The following is a 16,760-nucleotide window of genomic DNA, read 5'->3' as shown; positions in this document are numbered from 1 at the left end:
CGCGCCACGGCCGGGGTCACCGCGCCGCGGCCGCGGTCACTGCGCGACGGCGCCGGAGCGGGCCCCGCCCCGGGCGCCGCGGCCCTCGCCCGGGCCGTAGCCGTGCTCCGCGGACAGCACCGGGCGCAGCGCCCGGATCGCGTAGAAGTTGCGGGACTTGACGGTGCCCGGCGGCACCCCGAGGCGGGCCGCCGCCTCCACCACCGAGCGGTCCTTCAGGTGGAGTTCGACCAGCACCTCGCGGTGGTGCTTCTGCACCCGCCGCAGCGCCAGCGCGATGTCCCGGGCGACGACCACCTGTTCGTACGGGTCGTCGCAGAGCGGGCGGTCCTCCAGGGGTTCGCCGATGACCTCCTTGGCGCGGGCGGCGGCCATCCGGTAGTGGTCGATGGCGATCCGGCGGGCGACGGTGAAGAGCCAGGGGCGGGCCTGCTCGGCTCCGGCGGACAGCGCCTCCGGGTGCTGCCAGGCGCGCAGCAGGGTCTCCTGCAGGATGTCCTCGGCCTTGCCGCGGTCCCCGCCGGTGGCGCGCAGCAGGGCGCGCAGCAGGTAGCCGCCGTGCAGCCGGTGGATCTCGGCCAGGATCTCCGGGTCGAGGGTGGGGCGGGCGTCCCGCGGGGTCCGCTGCGCGGGGACGGCAGCCGTGGCGGCCGACGGGTCCGTGCCGGCCGCCGGGCCGGCGGACGGCTGGGTGACGGACAGGGGCTGGGCGACGGGCTGCTTCGACACGCGCGACCTCTCAGATCGGGCCAGGGGCGGGGCGACCACCGACCGGACGTCCCAGGCGGCTACGGCAGCAGCCTGCCGGGGCCCGCCAAGGCCGCACCAACGATCCGCCAACGCCCCCGGCCCCGGGGGGGGGGGGGGGGGGCCGCGCCCGCGCCCCCCCCCCCGCCGGGGGCCCCCCCGGGGGGGGCGCGGGGGGGGGGCGCGCCCCCCCCCCCGGCCCGGGGGCCGGGCCCGCACCGGGTCAGGCCGCGTTGAGCGCCCGCACCAGCTCCTGGACGCCGTCCTCGCCGTGGTACTCGATCAGCACCGCGACCCAGGTCGCGAGCCGGTCCCGTTCCGCGGACGACCAGTCGGTCGCCGACGGGTGCTCGTCGACCACCAGCGCCTCGGCGAGCCGTCGCAGGCCGGGCGGCGGCTCCGGCCGCCACCGCTCGGCCGGCAGCGCCCGCAGGGCGAGCCGCCTGGCGACGGCGATCACCTCCTCGGCCGGCCCCTCGGGCACCGCCAGCACGGGCGGCCCGGGCTCGCTCGGAGCGACCTGCCGCACCAGCGCCGCGACGACCTCGCGCACGTCCGGCCCGTCCGGATCCATCGTTGTCCCTCCCCCGTCCCGTTCGCACGGGACTCACGCCGGTTCCTCCTGCATGACACTCGGCGTGCACCGAGTGCCACCCGGAGACGGTATCCACTGACGGCCGGTCCGGCAGAGGGTTTTCCGGTACGGCCGCCCGGCTGCCGCCGGGTCGGCCCCGCCGGTGCGGCTCGGCGGTATCCTGCGGATCCCCGCCGGGTCCGTCAAGATCCACAAGGCGCCGCCGGGGGCGTCCTAGGCCGTGCCCGATGAGCCGTGGCGGGCCCTCGGCCGGGCCGTGGCGCGGATCGTGGGGTGCGGGGTGGTGCGCATACGGGTCCTCCCGGGCCGTCGGGGCGCGCCGCGCGCCCCGACCCGCTCAACGGGCCCCCCGCCGGGGGCGGTTCACGGGCCCCGGGGAGTGGTCCGCACGACACTCCCTACGGTGTGACGATCGGGAAGTCCGGGTCGACCCGGTCGACGACCGAGCGCAGCGCGCTCAGCGCCGTCGGGTCCCCGGCCACGGTGACGCCCTCGGGCTGCCGGCCGGCCAGCAGGACCACCAGCTGTTCCCTGGTCAGCGTGAAGGCCGCGTCCGTCCCGGCGCCGAAGAGGTCGGGGGCGACCGGGGCGTGCACCAGGACGCCGTTCTCCAGCGTGGTGCGGTGGTACTGGTCCAGGTCGGTGACGTGCCAGTCGATCACCGCCCGCAGGTCCCACGCGCGCGGGCCGTCGATCCGGATCGCGATCGCGTCGAAGAGCTGCTCCACGGTCAGCGCGCCGGCCAGGCCGGAGGAGGCGATGGCGGTGCGCTCGACGCCGTGGCGCAGCTCCCTGGCGCCCATCAGGTAGCAGTTGCGCCAGGTCGCGCACTCCGCGCCGTAGGCCAGCCGCTCGAAGGTGTCGGCCAGCAGCTCGCGCGCTGCGGCGTGCTCCGGGTCGGCGAAGACGGCGTGCCGCAGCAGTTGGGCGGCGAAGCGCAGGTCCCCGTCGTCGGCGTAGCCGCGGGCCTTGGCGACCACCGCGTCGACGCCGCCCATGCAGTCCGCGTAGCGGCGGGCGCTCGCGGCCGGCGGGTGCTCCCACAGCGAGGACGGGTGGCCGTCGTACCAGCCCATGTACCGCTGGTAGACCGCCTTGACGTTGTGGCTGACCGAGCCGTAGTAGCCGCGGGTGTGCCAGGCGGCGGCGAGCCGCGGCGGCAGTTCGACCCGCTCGGCGATCTCGGTGCCGGTCAGGCCCTGGTTGAGCAGCCGCAGGGTCTGGTCGTGCAGGTAGCCGTAGAGCTGGCACTGCTCGGCGAGGAAGCGGGCGATCCGGTCGGTGCCCCAGGTCGGCCAGTGGTGCGAGGCGAACAGGACGTCGCTGTCCGCGCCGAACAGGGTCCGCGTCTCGTTCAGGTAGCGCGACCAGACCCGGGCGTCGCGGACCAGCGCGCCGCGCAGGGTCAGGATGTTGTGCAGGTTGTGGGTGGCGTTCTCGGCCGTGCAGAGCGCGCGGTGCGCGGGCAGGTGGAAGTTCAGTTCGGACGGCGCCTCGGTGCCGGGGGTGAGCTGGAACCGGAACGGCACGCCGTCGAGCGTCTCCTCCTGCCCGGTGCGGGTGATCTCCAGGGTCGGCGCGACCAGCCCGGGCTCGCCCTCCGAGGCCGCGAAGCCGAGCCCCATGCCGACCTGCCCGGTCGGGCCGGGCGGCACGGCCGCGCCCGAGTAGTACATGCCGCGGCGCAGCATCGCCGTGCCCGCGTAGACGTTCTCCGCGACCGAGTTCGCCAGGAACCCGGCGGGGGCGAGGACCGGCGTGCCGTCGCCGGGGGCGAGGACCCCGAGGATCCCGCCGAAGTGGTCGATGTGCGAGTGGGTGAAGACCACCCCGGTGACCGGCCGGTCGCCGCGCCGGTCCCGGTAGAGCGCGAGGGCCGCCACGGCCGTCTCGGCGGACACCAGCGGGTCCACCACCACGACGCCGCGCTCCCCCTCGATCAGGGTCATGTTCGACAGGTCGTAGCCGCGGACCTGGTACACGCCCTCGGTGACCTCGTACAGGCCGGCGCGGGCGCACAGCTGGGACTGCCGCCACAGGCTCGGGTGGACGGTCTCCGGGCAGTCGCCCGCCAGGAACGCCGTGCGCTCGAAGTCCCAGACGACCCGCCCGTCGCGACCGGTGACGGTGCCGGACGGGGGCCCGGCCAGGAACCCGCGGTCGGCGTCCTCGAAGTCCGTCCGGTCGGAGAAGTCCAGCGCCGTCATTCCTGCCTCCAGTCGCCAGGGGCGGCGGCGCGGGCGAGGGGGCGCCCCGCCCGTCGCACGACCTTCCCGATTCTTGGCCGCCGCCGGGCCGGGCGCCCGTCCGCCGTGCCGTTCGGGTGGGTTCCGCACCGGTCGGGCGGCGCGGCGCGAACCGGTCCCGCCCCTCCCGGCCGGGCGCCCTCCCCGGGCGCGACCCCGCAGGTGAGCAGGACGCCGCCGTCGGGGGCGTTGAACGCGGTGGCCCCTCCCGTCCGTTGAACGGGTCGGACGGCCCGCGCGCGGTCGGCGTCGGGGGCGCCGGCGACCGCGGCACGAGACGGGGCCGACACGGCGACAGGAGGCGAACAGGTGGCCGCCGACCACACGCACACCGGGCGGGTGCACCGTCTGGCGCAGGGCCCGGACTGGGACCTCGCCCCCGACTACGGCCCTCGCACCACGCCCGCCGGGGCAGCCGCCGGGGTGGCCGCCCCGGTCCTCGCCGGGGCAGCCGTCGGGGGGCCCGCCGGGGCGACCGCGGCGCCGCCCACCGGGCCCGGGCCGGCGACGACGGGGCCGGCAACGGCGCCCTCGCCCGACTGGCGCCGGCCGCTGGACGTCCTCGGCACCGTCCTGGTGCCCCCGGAGGCCCGGCCCGCCCCGAGCCCGGCCCCGTCGGTCCCGGCCGTCCCGGCCGTCCCGCCGCCCTTCGCCCGGCTCGCCCCCGTGCCACCGGCCCTGCCGGTGCCACCGGCGCCACGCTTCGCACCCGCCGCTCACGTCCCGGCGGCGGCCCCGGCGCCGCAGCCTTCAGCCGCCGCGCCCCGGCCCCGGCGGTACCTCGGCCTGCCCGCCCTGTCCGGCGGGCTCGGCCGCGGCCTCGGCCTCGCCCGGGGCGAGCGGGAACACGAACGGGAGCGGCTCACGGCCACCATCCGCACCCCGCTTCACCGCTCCTTCCGGATCGCCGTCGTCGGCCTCAAGGGCGGGGTCGGCAAGACCTCGGCCACCCTGGCGCTCGGCTCCGTCCTCGCCGGGACCCGCGCCGACAAGGTCATCGCCGTCGACGCCAACCCGGACACCGGCACCCTCGGCCGCCGGATCCACCGTGAGACCCCCGCGACCATCCAGGACCTGCTCGCCGCCGCACCCGGCATCTCCGGGTACATGGACGTCCGGCGCTTCACCTCGCTCACCCCCAGCGGGCTGGAGGTCATCGCCAACCACGCCGACCCCGCCGTCGCCAACGGCTTCGGCGGCGAGGACTACCGCCGGCTCGTCGAGCTGCTCAGCCGCCAGTACCCGATCGTCCTCAGCGACTGCGGCACCGGCCTGCTGCACGGTTCCACCCGCGCCGTCCTCGACCTCGCCGACCAGCTCGTCGTCACCGCCACCACCGGCGTCGACGGCGCGAGCAGCGCCGACAGCACCCTGGAGTGGCTCCGCGCCAACGGCTACGCCCACCTCGCGGAGCGCAGCGTCACCCTGATCTCCGGCATCCGGGCCGGTGGCCGGTCCATCCGGGTCGAGGAGCTGGTCGCCCACTTCGAGCGCCGGTGCCGCGGCGTCGTCGTCCTGCCCTTCGACGAACACCTGGCCCTCGGCGGCGAGTTCGACCCCGCCAAGCTCCGCCCGCGGACCCGCCGCAGCTACCTCGAACTCACCGCGCTGGTCGCCGCGGGCATCCCCCTCGTCGCGCCCGCGCCCGCACTCGGGCCCGTGCTCGGCCCGTGACCGCGGAGGTCAGCCGTGGTACCCCCGGCCCTCGATGCAGAAGCGGGCCGCGACCACCCACCTCGAAGCCCGCGCTGCCAACCGGTCGCCGGTCGGCATCAAGCGCGTCACGCCGACCTCCGGATGGTCCTCGACCGGGTGGCCGAACGACGCCGGGCCTCGCGCGGGGCGCCCCGCTGCGGTTGACTGGCCGGGCCGCGGCCCTTCCGGCCCACGGCCCGGCCGGAGTCCGCCCGGAATCCGCCCGGAGAACGCCCGTATCCGCCCGCTCGGAGGCATCCGCATGGCCAGGCAGTACGCGTACACCGCCGAGATCACCTGGACCGGCAATCTGGGTGCCGGCACCAGCGACTACCGCTCCTACTCCCGCGACCACGACGTAGCCGTCGAGGGCCTGCCGACCATCCTCGGCTCCGCCGACCCCGCCTTCCGCGGCGACCCGGCGCGCTGGAACCCGGAGCAGCTGCTGCTCGCCGCGCTCGCTCAGTGCCACCTGATGTCGTACCTGCACCAGTGCGCGGTGAACGGGGTCGTGGTGACCTCGTACGTCGACCGCCCGGTGGGCACCATGACCGTCGCCGCCGGCAGCGGGCACTTCACCTCGGTGGTGCTGCACCCGCGGATCGAGGTCGCCGAGGCGGGCATGGCGGAGAAGGCCTTCGCCCTGCACACGGAGGCGAACCGCGGCTGCTTCATCGCCAATTCGGTCAACTTCCCGGTGCTGCACGAGCCCGAGGTGACGGTCGCGGGCCGGGAGTGACGGGACCGGACCGACCGGACCGGAGCAGTCCGGCCCGGAGCAGCGGGCCGGCCGGGGCGGTCGCCGGCCCCGACCACCGCCCCGGCCGGTCCAGCAGCACGGCGATGTAGCCGGCCACCTCGTCGCACGGTTCCTCCGACGTCGGCACGCACCAGTGACCGCTGCCCGCGGGGCCGTCGATCGCGTGGAGCGTTCCGGCGAGCCCGCAGCGGGTCCGGGCGGCGGCGAGCCGGGCGTCGTCGGGTCGAGGGTCCTCGTCGGTGTTCGGACCTGCCCGGCCGCGGAGGCCGGGCAGGTGCCGAGTCGGGCCGAGGGCGTGTCAGTCCGTGGTGACCGGGAGCAGGCCGCGCTCGGCGAACACCTTCTTGGCGACGAAGGTCGCGTTGAGCGCCTTGGGGAAGCCGCAGTAGGCGGCGGAGTGCAGCAGCGCCTCGACGATCTCCTCGGGGGTGAGGCCGACGTTGAGCGAGGCGTTGACGTGCACGTCCAGCTGGGGCTCGCAGCCGCCGAGCGCCGTCAGCATGCCCAGGGTGACCAGCTGCCGGTCCCGCGGCGCCAGCCCGGGGCGCCGGTAGATCTCGCCGAAGCCCCAGGCGACCACCTGGTGGGCGAGCTCGGGGCTGATGTCGGCCAGCGCGTCGACCACCCGCTGCCCGCCCTCGCCGTCGACCCGGGTGAGGACCTCCATGCCCCGGTCGAAGCGGTCCTGGCGGGTCTCGGCGGGGTTCACGGGGGTGTCCATGCGGGTGCTTCCGTTCCGGCCGCGCGGAGGCGGCCCGTCGTCCTGTCCGGTGCGGTCCGACCGGCGGCGTCCGACCACCGGGCCGGGCGGCCCGCGGTCATGACAGGACGTTAGACGTTGGAGTGCACTCCAACTCAAGCCCCGCCGTCCGACGGCCCCGTACGCGCACACCCGTGGCGCCGACGGCGGGAGGCGAAAGGGCGGCCGGGGCCGCCGCGCCGGGCAGGCGGTGCGGTGCCGCGGCCGTGACCCGGCGTCAGACGGACCAGCGGCCCGGGCGCCAGGAGCGGCGGCGACCGGCGGTGCCGAGCGCGGCGGCGCCGACCACGAAGGCCACCCCGGCGGTGGTGGCGGCCGCGATGACGACGGCCTGGTGCCCGGAGGGGTCCGCGGGCGGGGGCCGGAGCACGGTGACCGTCGGGGCGCTGCGGGGCGCCGGGTCACCGGCGACGGGAGCGCTGACGGCGGCCAGCGGGTCCACGGTGCCGTAGCCGAGGAGCGGGTCGGGCAGGGCGGTGCCCGGGTGGTAGGCGGTGGTCCGGAGCCGGTCGGCGAGGCGCTCCGGGGTGAGGTCCGGCCGGTAGGCCAGGGCGAGCGCCGCGGCGCCGGCCACCACGGCCGTGGCGAAGCTGGGCCCGGCGCCGGTGAAGTGGCCCTTGCCGCCGGGGCCGACGCTCAGCACGGCGTCGCCCGGGGCCACCAGGTCGACCCTGGCCGGATCCGCGGCGCCGCTCGGCGGGGCGCCGTCGGGGGCGAGGTCGGCCACGGCGAGGACGCCCGGGAGGGCGGCGGGCAGGACGGGGGGCGGCGCCGCACCGGAGGACCCTGAGCCGCCCTGGTCGGGGGCGGCCGGGGCGATCACCAGCGCGCCGCGCTCGGCGGCGTGGCGGACGGCGTCGGCGAGTTCGGCCTCGCCCGTCGACACGGTGACGCCGACGGCGATCACCCGGGCCCCACCGTCGGCGGCGTCCCGGATCCCCTTGGCCAGCGCGGCCGGAGTGGTGTTCCCCGCGTCGTCGGTCACGGCGACGGCGAGGATCCGCGCCTCGGGCGCGATCCCGGCGAAGCCGACGCCGTCCTGGCGGCGCGCGGCGACGAGCCCGGCGAGGAAGGTGCCGTGGCCGACGCAGTCGCGGGTGGAGTCGCCGGTGCCGCCGTACTCGCGCGGCCCGGGGGTGAGGCGGCCCTCCAGGACGCCGGACCCGGGGTCGACGCCCGAGCCGACCACGGCGACCGTCACCCCGGCACCGCGGCTGAGCTCCCAGGCGGCCTCGGGGCGCAGGTAGGCCTGCGCCCAGGGGGTGCGGTCGGTGCCCTTGTCGGAGGGCTTGAGGCAGCCGTCGGGCCGCCCGCTGCCCCGGTTCTGGGCGACCAGCGGCAGGGCGGAGGGCTCGGCCCCGCCGGGGGCGGCGGCGGAGGCGCCCGGGGCGGCCGGTCGGGCCCGGGCCGCCGGCGTCCCGGCGACGGCCGCGGACGTGCCGGCGACGGTGGCGGGCCCGGACGCCCCGGGGGCGGCGGGGGGCGCCGCCGGGGCCGCCAGGGCGGGCCCGGCCGGGAGCAGCACGGCGCCGCAGCAGAGCACGGCCGCGGCCGCGCGGGCCGCCGTGCCCGCCGGCCCCGAAGTCGCCCGTGTCGCCGGTGTCGCCCGTGTCGCCGGTGTCCCGGGCGTTGTCCTCTCCCCCGCCGTCACACCGCGCTCCGCTGCGCCGACCCGGGGATGTCCTGGGGCAGCAGCAGGCTGAGTTCGGAGAGGTCGCCGACGTCGAGCCGGGCGAGGCGGCCGGCCTGCCGGGTGACCATCGACTCCAGGGTCTGCCGGGCGAAACGGCCGTTGCCGAAGGTGCGGTCCCGCGGGACGGCCTCGCACAGCTCGGCGAGCGCGGCCAGCGTCTCGGGCGCGCAGACGTAGCCGGCCTCCTCGGCCTGCATCCGCACGATGGTGACGAGTTCGCCGGTGCTGTAGTGGTCGAAGGCGATCTGCTGGGAGAAGCGGGAGGCCAGACCGGGGTTGGAGCCGAGGAAGCCCTGCATCTCGTCCTGGTAGCCGGCGACGATCACGACGACCTCGTCGCGGTGGTCCTCCATCAGTTTCATCAGGGTGTCCACCGCCTCCTGGCCGAAGTCGCCGCCCGCGGCCGCGCCGCGCGGGGTGAGGGTGTAGGCCTCGTCGATGAACAGCACGCCGCCGCGGGCGCGTTCGAAGGCGTCGCGGGTGAGCTGGGCGGTGTGCCCGATGTAGCGGCCGACCAGGTCAGCCCGGGCGGCCTCGACCAGCTGGCCGCGCGGCAGGACGCCGAGCTCGGCGAGCAGCGCGCCGTACAGCCGGGCGACGGTGGTCTTGCCGGTGCCGGGCGGCCCCGCGAAGACGAGGTGGTGGCTGATCCGGGCGGTCGGCAGGCCGGCCTCCTCGCGGCGACGGGCCTGGGTGATCAGGTTGACGAGGTTCTCGACCTGCTCCTTGGCCGCCGCCAGTCCGACCATCGACCGCAGCCGGTCGAGCAGTTCGCTGCCGCCGCCGGGCCCGCCCGGGCCGGCGGGGCGGGCCGTGGCGGCGAGCTCCGCGCCGAGGTCCTCGGGGAGCAGCCGGGCGAGGTCGGCGTCGGTGATGTCGGGGAGGGCGGCCAGCCGGGACGCCTGGCGGTCGACCATCTCCTCGAAGACCTTGCGGGCGGCGCGGCCGTTGCCGAAGTCGGCGCCCTTGGGCATCCGGGTGAAGTGCTCCCCGAGCACCTCCCGGGTGTCGTCGGCGAGTTCGAAGCCGTGCCCGGCGGCGGCCCGTTCGACGATGGTGACCAGCTCCTCCGCCGAGTAGTTGCGGAACTCGACGCTGCGGCTGAAGCGCGAGGCCAGGCCGGGGTTGGAGCCGAGGAAGGAGCGCATCTCCTCCGAGTAGCCGGCGACGATCACCACCACGTCGTCCCGGTGGTCCTCCATCAGCTTGACGAGGGTGTCGATCGCCTCGCGGCCGAAGTCCGGCCCGGTGCCGCCGGATCCGGCGGCGAGCGTGTACGCCTCGTCGATGAACAGCACTCCGCCGAGCGCCGACTGGAACACCTCGGTGGTCTTGATCGCCGTGCCGCCGACGATGGAGGCGACCAGGTCCGCCCGGGCCACCTCGGTGAGGTGCCCGCTGCGCAGCACGCCGAGCTCGGCGAGGATGGCGCCGTAGAGGCGGGCGACGGTGGTCTTGCCGGTGCCCGGCGGCCCCGCGAAGATCAGGTGGCGGCCCATCGGCAGGGCCGGCATGCCGGCCTGTTCGCGGCGCCGGGCCAGCTTGTTGAGGTTGACCAGGGTGGCGACCTGCTCCTTGACCCCCTCCAGGCCGACCAGCGCCTGCAGCGCGGCCTGCGGGCCCTCGGGCTCGGCCGGCGGAGGGTCGGCGGGCTGCTCCGCCGGGGGCCCGGCTCCGTCGACGCCCCCGGCGCCCGGCGCACCGCCCGGCCGGTCGGCCGCCGGGCCGCTCCCCGCCCCGGCGGTCGCGGTGCCCCCGCCGTCGGCCCGCCCGTTCTCCCGGCTGGTCAGGTCCTCGACGGACAGCCGGTCACCGGACCCGGTCCGGGACAGGCCCGCGCCGCGGTTGCCGGTGACGGTGCAGCCGGTGATCCTGATCGGCTCCTCGGACTCGGCGCGCAGCCCGTCGCGGGCGTTGTCGGCCATCTCGCAGCCGGTCAGTGCGGCCCGGCTGCCCGCGGCCAGCAGGACGCCGTGCCGCCGGTTGCCGTGCGACCGGGAGCGGGCCATGGTCAGTTCGCCGCCGTCCTCGACGACGACGCCGTCGGCGGTGCACCCGGCGATGTCGCAGTCGCGCAGTGAGGCGGTGCCGCCGTGTCCGACCTCGACCCCGGGGACGCCGCCCGGAGCCGCGGCCCCCTTGCCTCCGGTGGCCCGGCCGCCGACCGCACCGGCCGTGCCGGCCGTGCCGCGCACGGTGGTGCCGCCCACCTGGGTGTTGCCGCCGTCGGCGACCCGCAGAGCGGCCAGCCCGGTGGCGGCCAGGACGCAGGACTCCAGCCGGCCGCGCCCCTCCCGCAGCACCTCGACGCCGTGGCCGCGCACCTCGGTGACGTCCAGCCGGCGCAGCAGCGGGTTGGCGCCGTCGCGCACGCTCACCCCCGCGCCGGCCGCGCCGCGCACCTCCAGCCGGTCGAACTCGGCGGCGCTCTCGCCGACCAGCTCGACGCCCGCGGCGCCGCCGTCACGCACGACGGTGCCGGTCAGGGCCGGACTGGAGGCCTCGTCGACCAGGATGCCGGCCAGCTCCGGGGCGAGCACCTCGCACCCCTCGAAGCCGCCCCGGGAACGCCCGGTGACGTGGATGCCGTGGCCCTTGGTGCGCGCGGTGCGGCAGCGCCGCACCAGCGGATCGGTGCCGCCCGCCAGGACCAGGCCGTGGCCGCGGATGTCCTCGACCGTGCAGTCCTCCAGCAGCACCCGGGCGGCGGAGTCGACGAAGACCCCGATCGGCGCGGCGCGCACGGTGGTGCGCAGCACCCGGGTGCTGCTGTGCTCCTCCAGCGCGATCCCCGGTTTGTCGGTGGCGGAGATCTCGCAGTCCTCGATGGTGCCGCGGCCCTCCCCGTTGGCGCAGACGCCGTTGCCGCGGGCGTCGCGCAGGATGCAGTTGCGGACGACGGGGTCGGCCCGCTCGCCGATCACCACGGCGGAGCTGCCGAGGTGCTCGACCACGCAGTCCTCGATCACGCTGGTCCCGGTGGACGTCTCGACGATCCCGGCGCCGGCCGGGTTGACGACCCGGCAGCCGCGCATGGCGAGCGCCCCCTGCTCGCGGGTGAACAGGGCCGTCCACGAGTTGCCGACGACCTCGCAGTCGTCCAGGGCCGCCTGCCCGCGCGGGACGTCGACGGCCGGCAGCTCCTCGTCCCGGCCCTGGAGCACCAGCCCGGTCAGCTGGACCGCCTCGGCCACCACCTGCACCACCGCGCCGCGCCGGGGGGAGATCCGGACGCTGCCGCGGGCCTCCTCGGCGGTGATGGTCACCATCTTGGTGATCACCAGGTTCTCCTCGTAGCGGCCCGGACGGACGCTGATCACCGTGCCGCTGCGGGCCGCGTCGAGCGCGGCGCCGATGGTGCGGTAGCCGCCGCCGTCGTGCTGCTCCGCGCTGACCGTCAGCACATGGCGGATCATGGTGCGTTCTCCTCCGTCGTTCGTGGCCCGGGGGCCGTGGTGCGGGCCGGGCCGGGTGGCGTCGTGCCGTCGGCCGGGCCGGGTGGCGTCGTGCCGTCGGGCGGGCCGGGTGGCGTCGTGCCGTCGGGCGGGCCGGGTGGGCGGTGCAGGCAGGGCGGGCGGGGCGGGCCGTCCGGGCGGGGCAGGCCGGGGGTCAGCCCGTGCAGGACGCCCGGACCGCGGACGCGGCGTGGTGGGCGTACGTCTTCGTGGAACCCGACCAGTCCAGGCCCCGGGTGTGCAGCATCACGGCGATCTTGCCGCCGCTGAGCGGGAACGTCCCCACCGAGACCCACTGGCCCCGGCTGGAGACCTGGTTGACGGTGAACGAGTCGATCGTCCCGGTGCCGGGCGCCGACTTGTTCTGCACGGAGTAGTACGTCGGGGAGCCGCCGACCGCCTTCACGTCCCCGCTGCCGGGCACGTAGACCGACAGCTTGCAGCTGCCCGTGGTGACCGGCGCGGTGTTGAACGTCCAGACCACCGAGTTGCCGTCGTCCTTGGCGTCGCCCGACATCGGCACCGAGTAGTAGGAGCCGTTGCAGCCGTCGCCCGAGTAGCCGCCGGAGTTGGTGCGCCACCCCGACTGCCCGTTGTCGTACCAGCCGTACGACTGCGTGGTGGTGCTGCCGCCGCACGACGGTCCGGCCACGGCCGCGTAGGTCGGCGGCGGGGGCGGCGCCGGCTGGGCGGGCTTGGCCGCGGGCGGGGCGGGGGCCGGCGGGGCGGGCTGCGGGGCCGCGGGCGGCTGCTGCGCGGCCGGCGGCTGCTGGGGCGCCTGGCCCTGCTGCGGCTGCTGCGGCTGGCTCTGCGGTGCCCCGGCGCCGCCACCGCCCTGCCCCGCCGGGGCTCCACCGGAGGTGCGGGCTGCGTCCGGCTTGCCGGTCGTCGCCGCCGGTGCGGGGCCCCCTGCGGCCACCCGGCCGGCGAACGGCACGGACTGCCCGCCACCGGCGCCCTGGTCCACCGGGGCACCGCCGGCGGCGGCCGCACCACCGGCCGCCGCCGCAGCGCCGTCACCGGGCGGCGGGCCCGCGGCGTCGACCGGCTGACCGGCCGCCACGGGCTGCTCGGCCGGCACGTTCCCGTGCGCGTCGGCACCCGGGACGAACCCGTTGCCGCCGTCCTGCTGCGTGTACCCGGCGGGCGGCGGGCCCTCCGCGCCGGACGGCCCCGGGTCCTCCCCGCCGAACTTCGCGATGCCGAGCGGCACACCGACCAGCACCAGACCCGCGATCACCGCGGCGGCCACCATCGGCCGGGAGATTCGGCGGGGGCCGCCGCTCTCCTCCTCCTCGCCCGGCGCCTCGCCGGGGACGGCGCTCACCCCGGCGGGCGCGCTGGCGGCGGTGGCGACCGCCGCGGCGGGGGACGTCGCGACGGCGGGGGTGGTGGCGGCTCGGGTCGGGGACGCCGTGGCGGCGGCCGGCTCCGGGTCCGGGTCGGGCAGTGCGGGAGCCGCGCCGGAGGCGGGAGCGGCCTTCGCCTCGTTCGCGTTCACCCCGGCCTCGGACGCCTCCTCGGCGACCGCCCCGACCTCCCCGACCGCCACCGCGGCAGCGCCCGCCGCGGAGACCGCCTGACGGGACGCCAGCTCCTCGGGCACGACCCACGCCACGGCGGGCAGCTGGATCCCGGCGCCCTCCGACCCCTCGGTCCGGCTCGCCCGGCCGCTCCGGTCCTTGCCCACCCTGGCCCCCTGGCCCTCGACGACGATGCTCGGCAGGGACCCGCCGCCGGCCCGGACCCGGTCGGGTCGGCCGGAACGACGCGTCCACCCGACTCGACGGCCGGGGCGCACCAGGAGGTTCACCACCCGGCGAACTCGTCAGACGACCGGCGGCTCCCCGCCTCCACCGGTCCCGCCCCGGGCACGCCCACCCCGGCCACCGCCCCGGGGCGCGCCCCGGCCACCACGGCCACCGCCGCGCGGAACGTCGCCACCGGTCGGGGGCCGGACGGGCGTCGGGGTCGGTACCGGTGCCGGGGACGGCTGACCGGTCGGGGTGTCGTCGGCAGCGGTGTCCTCCGCTGCGGGCTCCTCCGTCGTGGTGTCCCCGGCCGTGTTCTCCTCGCGCTGTTCCCCGGTGTCCTGCCCCTCGCTGTCCGTGCCCTCCGCGTCCGACTCCTCGCTGACCTCCCCCGGCTCGGAGTCCGACAGGTACGGCTCGTCGTGCTGCCCCAGTGGCGGTGTGTAGCCCTCCGGAGCAGTGATCCTCCCGTCCGTACCGAACAGCAGGGACTCCTGCTTGCCCTTCACCTGCACCGAGGTCCCGGTGATCTTCGCCGTCAGTGCCGCCCGCGCCTGCTCGTGCTTCATGAGGCACTCCGGCGCGGCCCAGTTGCCGAAGATCTTCCCGTGCGTGCCGCCCGTCACGACGACGAAGCCCAGATCCTTGGCGATGTACTCGTTGAAGACGGCGTGGGCCCAGTGGCAGGCCATGCAGTCGCGTTTGCGGCCGCCGATCGGCCAGGGCTTCAGCCTCGGCTCCTCCGCACGCTGCTTGCCCTTGTCCCGGGCCCGTGACGTGCCGCTGCTGCTCCCGGCGGCCGGGTCGTCCTCGTGGGTGGAGCTCTCGTCGCCGGACTCCCCGGCCGTCTCCTCGGTCTCCTCCCCGGGCTCCTGCTCCGACTCGGCCTCCCGCTCCGCGGTCTCCTCCGCCTCCTTCGTCCTGCGCTCCTCCTCCGCCTTCCTCGCGGCTTCGAACTCCTTCCGCATCTGCTCCTGCACCACGTTCAGGAGGTCCATCTCTCCGTGCACGCAGCCGGCTTCGGCGCGTTCGTTGGGCCTCCAATTGATGCGGCTCGGGTCGATCAGCGCCCTGCGCACCGCGTCCAGGCCCGCGGCGTCGTCGACGTCGTCGCCCTTGCGCCGGTACCGACCGTCCCTGATCGCGCGGAGCTTCCCCAGGTCGTGGTTCATGGCCGGGTTCGGAACGTCGTCCAGACTCAACAGGCGGTTCCTCGCACTGTCCTGCTTCTCCTTGGACATGCCGGAGTTGCCCGCGACGTGGACCACCCCGTCGATGACGGTCAGGGCGATGTGCGGTGTTCCGGTCACCTTGAACGACAGGCCGACACCGAACCGGTCCGCGCCCATCATGACGCGGGACATCCGGTCCAGGGCCCGGCCGAAGGCGCCGCGCAGCGAGTCCGTCTCCTCCCCGAGCCGGGCGTCCAGGCTGGGCGGGCGCAGCTCCAGCGGGAACGCGGTGTGACCCGCCGCACCCGGCGTGCCCTTGACGACGTAGGCCACGCCGTTCCGGTCCTCCACCCGTGCCATGTGGTCCTGGTTCGTCAGCGGACGGCTCCCGCCACGTGCCACGGTCCCCCCGCCCCGGCCGCCGCGACCGCGACCGCGCGTCGACGGCGCCGACGCGGGGTGGCCGGTGTTGCCGGTGCCGACGTCGGCCCCGCGGCCCCGGCCGCGACCGGCGCCGGACCCGCCTCGGCCGCCGCGCGTCGTCTCGGTCGGTGCCGGCGGACCCGCGTCGTTCCCGCGATGTCCCCGGCCCCGGCCCCGGCCCCACTCCTGGCCCTGGCCCTGGCTTTGGCCCTGGCCCTGCGGACGCCCGCCCCGGGAGGCCGGGTGCGCCGAGGCGCCCACGACCGGGTTGAGCGCCTGCTGCACCAGATCGGCCATCGACGCCGGGTGGTCCGGCGCCTCCGGGGCCGCGTCCGGATCGTCCCCGAGCGGCTGCTCCTCCGGATGCCCCGCGCCCTCGACACCGTGCACGAACTCGCGGAAGCCACGCAGCATCGCGTCGTCCGCGGAGGTCTCGCGGACCGGGTTCGCCGGTACCGGGCGGCCACTGTCCGGACGCTCCCCGTACAGCCGTTCCAGGACCGGCAGGAGGGTGGGCAGGTGGTCGCGCACCCACCCGGCGCCGTTGTTGCGCGGCCGGCCGGTGTCCGGGTCGTGGCCGTGGTTCGTGCCGAGGTAGGCGTTGGTCAGCTGGGCGAAGAACTCGTGCTCGTCCGTCGACGAGTAGTTGCCGACCAAGTGGCCGCCCAGGTCGTGCACCGGCCCGTCGGGCCAGGCCGCCGTCGACTCGGCGTCGAACAGCCCGCTCAGGGTGTCGGCCATGTGGTTGTCGAGGAACGCCTCCCGTACGCGGGCACGCTCCTCGTCGGTGAGGGCGAACGCGTGGAGGGCGTGGGCGAACTCGTGGGTGGCGGTGGAGTAACCGTCCTCGAAGCCCGCCGCCGCGCCGACCGAGGTGTCCTCACCGAGCAGGTTCTCCACGGTCACCGCGACGTACCGGCCCTCGGTCGCGCCCCGCACGTCGTGCCAGCGGCGGAACGCTCCCGCCGCGCCCCCGGCGGCCCCGCCGGCCAGATGGCGGAAGCCGTCGACCTCGGTGACCGGGACGTCGTTCGGCACGACCACCACCCGCACCCCTCGCCTCAGCAGACCCGCGGCGGCGTCGGGGTTCCCCAGCATCCGCTCCAACTGGGCGTGCGCGGCCTGCCGGGCGGCCACCGGCCGGTGCACCCCGGGGTCCACGTCCACCAGCAGGCGGGCGGCGACCACCGCGAACTCCTCCGGCAGCAGGCGCTCCCGGAGGGTCCCGACGAAGTCGGGGTCGGCCGCGAGTTCGCGGCGTGCCCCGGGCGCGAGCGAGTCCAGCGTCAGCAGACGGTCCTGCGGACCCAGCGCCAGGAAGGCCTCCGCCGGAGTCTCCTGAACCAGCGTCGGCGGAACCGGATCGGGCTCGGGAAGCGGCTTGAGCTCGGACTCGGGAAGCGGCTTGAGCTCGGACTCGGGAAGCGGCTTGAGCTCGGACTCGGGAAGCGGCTTGAGCTCGG

Annotated in this window: 9 protein-coding genes and 1 pseudogene; 2 read left to right on the top strand and 8 right to left on the bottom strand. The window is 76.8% G+C overall.

Annotated features, from left to right (window positions below):
- Positions 1–36: 36 nt before the first annotated feature.
- From ACIRS1_RS17160 to ACIRS1_RS17150, 3 genes are all read right to left on the bottom strand, one after another.
- The gene (locus ACIRS1_RS17160; RefSeq protein ID WP_360216909.1) at positions 37–729 is read right to left on the bottom strand and encodes a sigma-70 family RNA polymerase sigma factor; all 693 of its coding nucleotides are present in this window, start codon (positions 727–729) and stop codon (positions 37–39) included.
- Positions 730–970: 241 nt separating this feature from the next.
- On the bottom strand, positions 971–1,321 hold the full coding sequence (locus ACIRS1_RS17155; RefSeq protein ID WP_360216906.1) for a hypothetical protein: 351 nt from the start codon (positions 1,319–1,321) through the stop codon (positions 971–973).
- Between the two features lie 419 nt (positions 1,322–1,740).
- A complete protein-coding gene (locus tag ACIRS1_RS17150; protein ID WP_402840338.1) occupies positions 1,741–3,549 on the bottom strand; it encodes an alkyl/aryl-sulfatase in 1,809 nt (602 codons plus the stop codon).
- 348 nt (positions 3,550–3,897) lie between these two features.
- Here ACIRS1_RS17150 and ACIRS1_RS17145 point away from each other — a divergent pair, with 348 nt between their 5' ends.
- Both ACIRS1_RS17145 and ACIRS1_RS17140 read left to right on the top strand, forming a co-directional pair.
- On the top strand, positions 3,898–5,262 hold the full coding sequence (locus ACIRS1_RS17145; RefSeq protein ID WP_402840335.1) for a MinD/ParA family protein: 1,365 nt from the start codon (positions 3,898–3,900) through the stop codon (positions 5,260–5,262).
- A gap of 283 nt (positions 5,263–5,545) precedes the next feature.
- Complete coding sequence (locus tag ACIRS1_RS17140) at positions 5,546–6,022, top strand: OsmC family protein (RefSeq protein ID WP_402840332.1); 477 nt, start codon at positions 5,546–5,548, stop codon at positions 6,020–6,022.
- Positions 6,023–6,341: 319 nt separating this feature from the next.
- Here ACIRS1_RS17140 and ACIRS1_RS17135 read toward each other — a convergent pair whose 3' ends face one another.
- From ACIRS1_RS17135 to ACIRS1_RS17115, 5 genes and pseudogenes are all read right to left on the bottom strand, one after another.
- Positions 6,342–6,764 carry a carboxymuconolactone decarboxylase family protein gene (locus tag ACIRS1_RS17135; RefSeq protein ID WP_402840329.1) on the bottom strand — a complete coding sequence of 141 codons (423 nt, stop codon included), beginning with the start codon at positions 6,762–6,764 and terminating at the stop codon, positions 6,342–6,344.
- Between the two features lie 256 nt (positions 6,765–7,020).
- Positions 7,021–8,328 carry a S8 family serine peptidase gene (locus ACIRS1_RS17130; RefSeq protein WP_402840327.1) on the bottom strand — a complete coding sequence of 436 codons (1,308 nt, stop codon included), beginning with the start codon at positions 8,326–8,328 and terminating at the stop codon, positions 7,021–7,023.
- A gap of 122 nt (positions 8,329–8,450) precedes the next feature.
- The gene (locus tag ACIRS1_RS17125) at positions 8,451–11,912 is read right to left on the bottom strand and encodes a right-handed parallel beta-helix repeat-containing protein (protein WP_402840324.1); all 3,462 of its coding nucleotides are present in this window, start codon (positions 11,910–11,912) and stop codon (positions 8,451–8,453) included.
- Between the two features lie 193 nt (positions 11,913–12,105).
- Positions 12,106–13,641 (bottom strand): hypothetical protein, encoded by a 1,536-nt coding sequence (locus ACIRS1_RS17120; protein WP_402840321.1) that lies wholly within the window; start codon positions 13,639–13,641, stop codon positions 12,106–12,108.
- Between the two features lie 138 nt (positions 13,642–13,779).
- Positions 13,780–16,760, bottom strand: a pseudogene (locus ACIRS1_RS17115) (hypothetical protein); the annotation flags it as partial.

This window comes from Kitasatospora sp. NPDC101176, assembly GCF_044768035.1.
In the GTDB taxonomy this organism is placed as follows: Bacteria; Actinomycetota; Actinomycetes; order Streptomycetales; family Streptomycetaceae; genus Kitasatospora.
This window is presented reverse-complemented; position numbering and strand designations above follow the sequence as displayed.

Coding starts and splice junctions, on each gene's coding strand:
- ACIRS1_RS17125 (WP_402840324.1), bottom strand. CDS start 11,912: ATGATCCGCCATGTGCTGACGGTCAGCGCGGAGCAGCACGACGGCGGC.
- ACIRS1_RS17140 (WP_402840332.1), top strand. CDS start 5,546: ATGGCCAGGCAGTACGCGTACACCGCCGAGATCACCTGGACCGGCAAT.
- ACIRS1_RS17135 (WP_402840329.1), bottom strand. CDS start 6,764: ATGGACACCCCCGTGAACCCCGCCGAGACCCGCCAGGACCGCTTCGAC.
- ACIRS1_RS17155 (WP_360216906.1), bottom strand. CDS start 1,321: ATGGATCCGGACGGGCCGGACGTGCGCGAGGTCGTCGCGGCGCTGGTG.
- ACIRS1_RS17150 (WP_402840338.1), bottom strand. CDS start 3,549: ATGACGGCGCTGGACTTCTCCGACCGGACGGACTTCGAGGACGCCGAC.